Annotated in this window: 8 protein-coding genes and 2 pseudogenes; 1 reads left to right on the top strand and 9 read right to left on the bottom strand. The window is 63.9% G+C overall.

Annotation, left to right across the window (positions count from 1 at the left end):
- Window positions 1–50 precede the first annotated feature (50 nt).
- Window positions 51–146 (top strand): hypothetical protein, encoded by a 96-nt coding sequence (locus tag LL239_RS17245; protein WP_370651862.1) that lies wholly within the window; start codon window positions 51–53, stop codon window positions 144–146.
- 1,037 nt (window positions 147–1,183) lie between these two features.
- Here LL239_RS17245 and LL239_RS17240 read toward each other — a convergent pair.
- The 9 genes and pseudogenes from LL239_RS17240 to LL239_RS17200 form a co-directional block, all read right to left on the bottom strand.
- Window positions 1,184–2,098, bottom strand: a complete 915-nt coding sequence (locus tag LL239_RS17240; RefSeq protein ID WP_005054941.1) for an alpha/beta fold hydrolase — start codon at window positions 2,096–2,098, stop codon at window positions 1,184–1,186.
- Between the two features lie 16 nt (window positions 2,099–2,114).
- Window positions 2,115–2,837 carry an alpha/beta fold hydrolase gene (locus LL239_RS17235; protein ID WP_005054944.1) on the bottom strand — a complete coding sequence of 241 codons (723 nt, stop codon included), beginning with the start codon at window positions 2,835–2,837 and terminating at the stop codon, window positions 2,115–2,117.
- 161 nt (window positions 2,838–2,998) lie between these two features.
- Complete coding sequence (locus LL239_RS17230; protein ID WP_223159176.1) at window positions 2,999–3,544, bottom strand: IclR family transcriptional regulator; 546 nt, start codon at window positions 3,542–3,544, stop codon at window positions 2,999–3,001.
- A gap of 42 nt (window positions 3,545–3,586) precedes the next feature.
- Window positions 3,587–3,733, bottom strand: a pseudogene (locus LL239_RS17225) (helix-turn-helix domain-containing protein); the annotation flags it as partial.
- 118 nt (window positions 3,734–3,851) lie between these two features.
- Complete coding sequence (locus tag LL239_RS17220; protein ID WP_005054949.1) at window positions 3,852–5,063, bottom strand: NAD(P)/FAD-dependent oxidoreductase; 1,212 nt, start codon at window positions 5,061–5,063, stop codon at window positions 3,852–3,854.
- Window positions 5,060–5,257 (bottom strand): ferredoxin, encoded by a 198-nt coding sequence (locus tag LL239_RS17215; protein WP_005054951.1) that lies wholly within the window; start codon window positions 5,255–5,257, stop codon window positions 5,060–5,062. The genes LL239_RS17220 and LL239_RS17215 overlap by 4 nt, the downstream gene beginning before the upstream one ends.
- A 3-nt stretch (window positions 5,258–5,260) precedes the next feature.
- Window positions 5,261–5,587, bottom strand: a complete 327-nt coding sequence (locus LL239_RS17210) for a hypothetical protein (protein WP_005054953.1) — start codon at window positions 5,585–5,587, stop codon at window positions 5,261–5,263.
- Window positions 5,584–6,171, bottom strand: a complete 588-nt coding sequence (locus LL239_RS17205; protein WP_005054954.1) for a 3-phenylpropionate/cinnamic acid dioxygenase subunit beta — start codon at window positions 6,169–6,171, stop codon at window positions 5,584–5,586. The genes LL239_RS17210 and LL239_RS17205 overlap by 4 nt, the downstream gene beginning before the upstream one ends.
- Window positions 6,168–6,459 (bottom strand): annotated as a pseudogene (locus LL239_RS17200) (aromatic ring-hydroxylating dioxygenase subunit alpha); the annotation flags it as partial. The gene LL239_RS17205 and the pseudogene LL239_RS17200, both read right to left, overlap by 4 nt.

Raw genomic sequence — 6,459 nt, 5'->3', positions numbered from 1 at the left:
AAGACCACGGCCTGCTCACTCGCACCGTCTACCCCGAGGTTCCCGCTCGCGTGGAGTACGAACTTACTGACCTCGGACACAGCGCAGCCGCCCCGTTGAAGCATCTGCGCGACTGGGTTGAACACAACGTCGGAACCGACCAGTAGCGACCCCCTCGGCGCTACATCGAGCCAGGAGTCCCGGCCTCCGCGTAATACCGCGTCAACACAGACGAGGCGTCGCGGTCGCCGTCACCGGACACGACAGAGTTCAGCAGGTACCGGTACCCGTCACCGGTCGTCATCACCCTAATTGATAACGTCACACCTAGAAGGTGCGAAGTAACCGACGCGCGAGCACAGGAGCGCTTCTGTCATTTCGAAGGCGAGACTTCGCGCGATTGGGATTCGCCGGGCCATCCTTCTTCTCTTTCGTCGAACGTCACCGCAACACCGTGTCGCTGGGGTTCGTGAAATCTTCTTCCGGAAGCGAAACCCAGGTACTGCGCCATGAGGAACTCGCCGCAGCGATGCACAGGCGTTCGACAGTTCGGTCGCACGAACCGATCGTTTGTTAACGGACGGCACTGTACGTCGATCGAAAGTCGCGCCGACACCCCCTGCGAATTCGCGTCGCGGGATAGTTTGCCAGGATCCGGCGATCAGCGTGGTGCGCATCAAGGAGGTGCGCAGCGGCCTCAGCACGAGGAGCCTGCCCGCGAGGCCGACCACCCCGCCCCTAGGAACGGTAGGAGTGCGACGTCGGGGCGAGCTGGGGGCCACCCCCCGAGACCGAAAGTAGCACCGCAGCGACGATAAGCGCCACGCCAACCAGGGTGGTCGTCAGCTCCCCGACCAACGAACCGATCCATCCGCGTTCCTGGAGGTCTCGGAACATCCTTATGCTCAGCCCGAACGTTCCGTTCGAGCTGCGAACCGATCGTCTCGATGCGTCGTGGCAGACGCCTCAGCTGTCCACCGATGACCTGGAGTTGCACGCGGCCGTCGGCGAACATCTCCCTTGAGTCCATCGCCAGACGTATGAAATGAGGAGTTCGAGCAAGGGCCCGATCGACCAAGTCGTAGTCGGCAACGAGCTGGCACAGCGTTCCCTCGAGTGACACGAAGGAAACGACTGGCGTTCTCCTCCGCTGTTGGGGACGTCGGGTCGGCTGAAATAATGGCCGGGACGATACGGTGGCGAGTCAGAGCGCCGTGATCCACCGCGCGATCTCGTCAGCGATCTCGTCGCTATTGTCTTCGACCATCAGCGAGTGGCCGTTCCCAGCGAGAAGAGGCAGTTCGGACGACCAGAAGGTGACGGCGGCGCCCTGATCGGTGAGCCAGGCCACGATGTCCTGATCCAGCTGCGAGGGGTGGTCGGTATCGGCTCCACCCGTGAAGACGAGAATCGGCTTGTTCGTGAACGCGTCGGTCGGCCCGATCCTCATTTGGCTCCCACCGATGTTCTGACGCTGATAAAGCATCCGGGCCGGGATCGGCCGAAGGGTGCGGCGGAACACCTCGATGCACTCGCGGGGGAACCGCCGGCTGGGTCCGATGGCCTTGTCGTTCACGAAGGCGCTTGTGGGTTCCCAGAAACCCATCTTCGGGATGGTCCAGTCGATGGCCGCTCCACGGATGGAGACCTCCTGGTCGGACTCCCTCACGATCTCGGGCACCGCCTGTATATTTCCAGGCGGGCCCGGAGCGACGGCTACGAGCCCGTCGATGAGATCGCCATGCGTCTCTAGGAGGCGGAAGCCAATCGGACCTGCCATCGAGTGCACGACCAGCACGACGTTCCGGCCGAGACCAGAGAGGAACACGCCCATCCCTCGGCACACGCTCTCATAGTCCAGCCGCGCAGACGCCGCACGATCATCGACGTGTTGGGCCGCCTCATAGGACAACCCCAGCCAGTCCACCACCAGCACACCGTAGCCATGCGATACGAATCGTGCCGCCCAGCCCTGTCGGCCGTCGGGCGTCTCGAGATAGTACTCGTTCGAGGCACCACCCCCGTGCACGAGGACGATCCACCGAGCAGGCGCACCCGACGGCGCCAGTTCGGTGTACGAGATCGGCGCGACGTCGTCTGGGCGTGAAATCGAATCCATAGCTTCCCCAGGCCTGTTAGGCAATGACGGCGTCGAGGGCCCGTGCGAGCCTCTCCGGATGCGTGAGCATCACCAAATGGCTTCCGTCGATCTCGATCGTGCGCGGACTATCAAGCCGCCCGGCCGCGGCCTGGTAGATCTCAGCGGGAACGGCCTGGTCCTGAGCGAGGAACACATAACTTGACGGGATGCTGCTCGCCCAGAACCGGTCGAGGCGGATCGGCTCATCGGACCAGCCTGCCGGCGCTGGGACGAGCCTCGGCTCGAGCGCGGCGAGCTGCTGCTGCTCGAACGGGGACATGTCCTGCATAGACGCGGCCCAGAGCTCAGGCGGCATGACGATGGTGTTGTCGTCGGACTGACTCGCAAGCGCCTTCGTCGCTGCGACCAACGGATCGGGGAGCACGTCGTTAATGGTCTCGCCGTCGCGCAGCACCCAGGCGTCGACGAAGACGACCCGGCCGATGCGCTCGGGCATCGCCTCAGCGACGAGTTGGATGAGCGGACCTCCGCCGCTATGACCGACGAGCACGATGTCGAGCTGGGTGAGCTCTCTTACCTGATCGATCAGATCGCGCGCCATCATGCTCATCGTGACGCCGGAGCGGTCCACGTCACCGTCTTCGAGACCGCGCAGCGTCGGCGCGATCACCTCGTGCCCCATTCTGCGCAATTCGTCGGCGACGCCGTCCCACACCCAGCCGCCTACCCATCCGCCGTGCACCAGTACGATCTGCATTGATCATCCTCTTCGCATATTTATCTGCTGAGCAGAACTTGTTCCTAACTAGAAGACACAATAGCTTGCGCGGCGCCAACAGTCCAGCATGGCTCGAGCTCTCTTCAGAACGCGCCGAACGACCCCTGCACCAGGTCGCAGGGGAAAGAGACGACGAGCCTTCAGGAGGTCAGGTCGGCCAGACGTACGGCTGCCTCATCGAGGAGTGCGACGAGGGTCTTCACCTTGCGGGGAGGCAAGCGGAACACCGGGGCAGATGCGTTGATCGCCAACCGCAGCCCGCTCGCCGAGGGAACGGCCACGGCCACCGAGGCCACGCCCTCCTCGCTCTCCTCCCGGTTCGTTGCATAGCCCTGCTTCGCGACAAGATCCAGTTGTGCGAGGAGCTCGGTCTTGGTACGGATCGACTGCGGAGTCACCTGTGAGAGTTGCTCGTCGGGGTAGAGACGGTCCAATTGTTCTCGCGGGAGCTGCGCCAGGAGAACCTTTCCCGTGGAGGTGCAATGGGCCGGCATCTCCTTGCCCAACCGTGAAGCGACTCGCACCGCCGTCGTCGGTTCCGAGACTGCGAGAAAGCGAGTGGAGTTGCCGTCGAGCGTGCCGAGGTGAACCGTCTCGCCGGCTTGGTGGCTGAGTTCCTCGAGGATCGGTTGCACGATCTGCGGGATGTCCATCTTTCTCAGCACCGAGAAGGCGATCGTGGTCAACGACGGCCCTGGCCCGTATGTCTTCGTTCGCGGGTCTTGCCGCACGAATCCTCGCCATTGAAGCATCGCGAGGATGCGATGCGCCGTTGAGGTCGCGACACCCAGGTGCTTGCTGGCGTCCGTCAGTCGAAGTTCGTTCTTCTCACCGAGCAGGAGCAGGAGTTTCAGGGCATTGTCGACCGACTCGATCGGTATTGCGGAGCCGCATCGACTCCGTCGGCTGCTCTATTTCTCTGCACAACAGAAACTGTATCGTTCCTGCCGGCCCTCAGGGCCGCCATCAAGGGCAAGGCGATCCCGTCCAGGTCTATCCGGACGCCGATTCGAGCAGCCGGCCCAGTCGTACACGAACGTCGGAAAGCGACGATCCCGCTGCGATGGACCGGCGGACTTCGACGAGAGCGCGGGGCCAATTCAGTACCACTGCCCCGTCGAATGACAGACCATTCTGAGAGTACAGAGACGCGATCCGGTCGGGTGTTCGAGGGTCCGTCACCATCTCGGGGTTGACTGCCGTCGTGCGACCGACGATGTGCAGCTTCCAGTTGAACTGGTCACTCCAGACATACTCGACAGGCAGATATGAGCGTCGGTCGTCGGGATGAGCGATGTTGTGCGCGACACAGCGCGCCTGGTCGACCGCATTCGTCCAGTGCTCAAGACGGGTGAGATCGCCGCGAACCGGATGCCGCCACCGCGCAACATCGCCGATCGCATGGATTTCCGGGGCGCCGAGTGCCGTGAGGAATTCGTCGCAGACGAGACCGTCGTCGATCTCGAGCCCTGAGTCCTCGAGCCATTCGACGTTCGGCACTGCCCCGATGCCGATGACGACGACATCACCGTGGAGCTCGGAACCGTCATCCAGGAGCACGCGGAAGTCTCCCTTCGCACCGTCGATCTGCGCGACCGTCCGTCCGAGAACCGCATGTACGCCATGCCGGGAGTGCTTCTGCGAGAAGAGGGCGCCAATCTCGTCACCGAGCCGGCGTGACATCAGGTCGCGTGTCGCCGAGACCAGGGTGACATCGACTCCGAGCCCAAGAGCGGTCGCGGCGACCTCGGCGCCGATGAAGCCCGCTCCGATGACGATGATCCTGCGATCGGGAACTAGCTCGGCGCGCAGCCGGTCTGCGTCGTCGAGTGTCCGCAGCACATGGATTCCCTCGCCTTCACCCCACGGCGACGGCCGCGCGCGGACGCCGGTCGCCACCACGAGGTCATCGAAGCCGACCCGCCGTCCATTCGCCAGCCGGAGCTCCGACAACGCACGGTCCAGACCTACCGCCGGCACACCGAGACGAAGGTCGATGTTAAGCTCGAGCGCCTCCGCCGCCGTGAGGAGCGTGACCTCGGCTGCACCTGCACCGACGAGGTATCCCTTCGACAGCGGCGGCTTGTCGTAGGGCAGCACGGGCTCGGAGCCGATGAGCACAACGTCTCCGCGATACCCCTCTGCCCGAAGCGCCTGCGCGGCCCGTACCCCCGCGATCGACGCACCGACAATCGCTGTCGTCATTCGTCTTCCACCCGGAGCGCGGAAACCGGGCAGCTGTTCGCCGCCTCGGTGACCCGTTTCCGGTCGGCCTCGTCGACCTCTGTTCTGAGCAGGATCACGACGCCGTCGTCATCGAGATCGAAATAGTCTCCCGCGGCCATGATGCAGTTGGCGTAGCCCTGACAGAGCCCGAGATCCGCTTTCACGACAGGCATGTGTCACTCCTCTCCTGCTTCTTCAGGCGTTATCTCAGGGAACATCGGTGCGAACGGTTGGGCGATCATGGCGGAGAACGTCGCCGTAGTCTGCCAGGTCAGCGCCTCGAGCTCGAGCGGATCGAGAGCGACCCACTGCCCGGATCGCGGCGACTCGATCAGGAGCCGGGAGCCGTTGCGTGTCTCCACGCGAGATACCCGGATCTCCGAGAACTCATTGGCGATCGAGATCGGAGCCCCTACCCGCTGGTCTTCGAGCCGCTGACGTTCGTCTGCTGCTGCGATGGCCGCGATGCGGTCGTCCTCTTCGCCTTCCCATTCGAGTTTCATAGGAAGATCGCCAGATTCTGTGTGCGCAAGACCGACTCGTCGACCGTGATGGTTCGGCGTGCGAGCTGCAACCCGCCGCCGACACGTCGCAGAACGTCTTCGCGGCCGGCCGAGATCACCGCGGGCTCGTGCACGTCGCCGCGACTGCGGAAAAGAAGCACCGCAGAATCGACGACGACCTCGCCCGGGACGTCGCTCTCGAAGGTGCGCACGTTCGTGACGAAGTGACGGAGCCGGGAGGGCGGATCCTCTGTCCAGGCGTGTTCCGTGAGGAAGCGGGCGACCCGCCGGCTCAGGGAGTACTTGTTCTCGTCCCAATGCGCCATGCCCGGAGACGTCGAGTACCCGGCGCCGAGCGCGGTAGTGACCTGCACGGGCATGATGTAGTGCACATCGTCGGCGATGAGGTCGAGCCAGTCCTCGTACCGCTGCTCGTCGAGGATGTATGCCTCTTCGACGAGCCACCTGTGCGTCTCCAGATGCAGGCCGTCCGAGAACGACAACGAACTCCCCACCCGCGTGGCTTTGGTCGTATGTGCTCCGAGCGGCGACTCTTTCAGTCGAACCCAGCGCGCCTCGGTCATGACAGCCCCTCCGGCATCCCCACCGACGAGATGATCAGCGCGGTCGGCTCCGTCTCGAGGTAGTCCGCCCAGCGCTCGAGCAGATGCCGCTGGTTGTACTCTCCGTAACCGACGTGGGCCACGCCCGGGCCAGAGAACGCGTCCGGTCCGAGCGGCTCCACGACGAATCTGCCGTCTTTCAGCACGCCCATCCGGCTGTTCAGCAGCAAGCGCCGCGCCATATTCCCTTTCGCGGTGTTCGTAAGGGACACCCAGTTCTCCACATCGTCCTGCTCGAACATCCCCGTG

This window comes from Microbacterium testaceum, from assembly GCF_020781835.1.
Classification (GTDB): domain Bacteria; phylum Actinomycetota; class Actinomycetes; order Actinomycetales; family Microbacteriaceae; genus Microbacterium; species Microbacterium testaceum_H.
The sequence above is the reverse complement of the archived record's forward strand: the minus strand, read 5'-3'. Positions and strand labels throughout refer to the sequence as shown.

Coding starts and splice junctions, on each gene's coding strand:
- LL239_RS17240 (WP_005054941.1), bottom strand. CDS start 2,098: ATGGATTCGATTTCACGCCCAGACGACGTCGCGCCGATCTCGTACACC.
- LL239_RS17235 (WP_005054944.1), bottom strand. CDS start 2,837: ATGCAGATCGTACTGGTGCACGGCGGATGGGTAGGCGGCTGGGTGTGG.
- LL239_RS17220 (WP_005054949.1), bottom strand. CDS start 5,063: ATGACGACAGCGATTGTCGGTGCGTCGATCGCGGGGGTACGGGCCGCG.
- LL239_RS17215 (WP_005054951.1), bottom strand. CDS start 5,257: ATGCCTGTCGTGAAAGCGGATCTCGGGCTCTGTCAGGGCTACGCCAAC.
- LL239_RS17210 (WP_005054953.1), bottom strand. CDS start 5,587: ATGAAACTCGAATGGGAAGGCGAAGAGGACGACCGCATCGCGGCCATC.
- LL239_RS17205 (WP_005054954.1), bottom strand. CDS start 6,171: ATGACCGAGGCGCGCTGGGTTCGACTGAAAGAGTCGCCGCTCGGAGCA.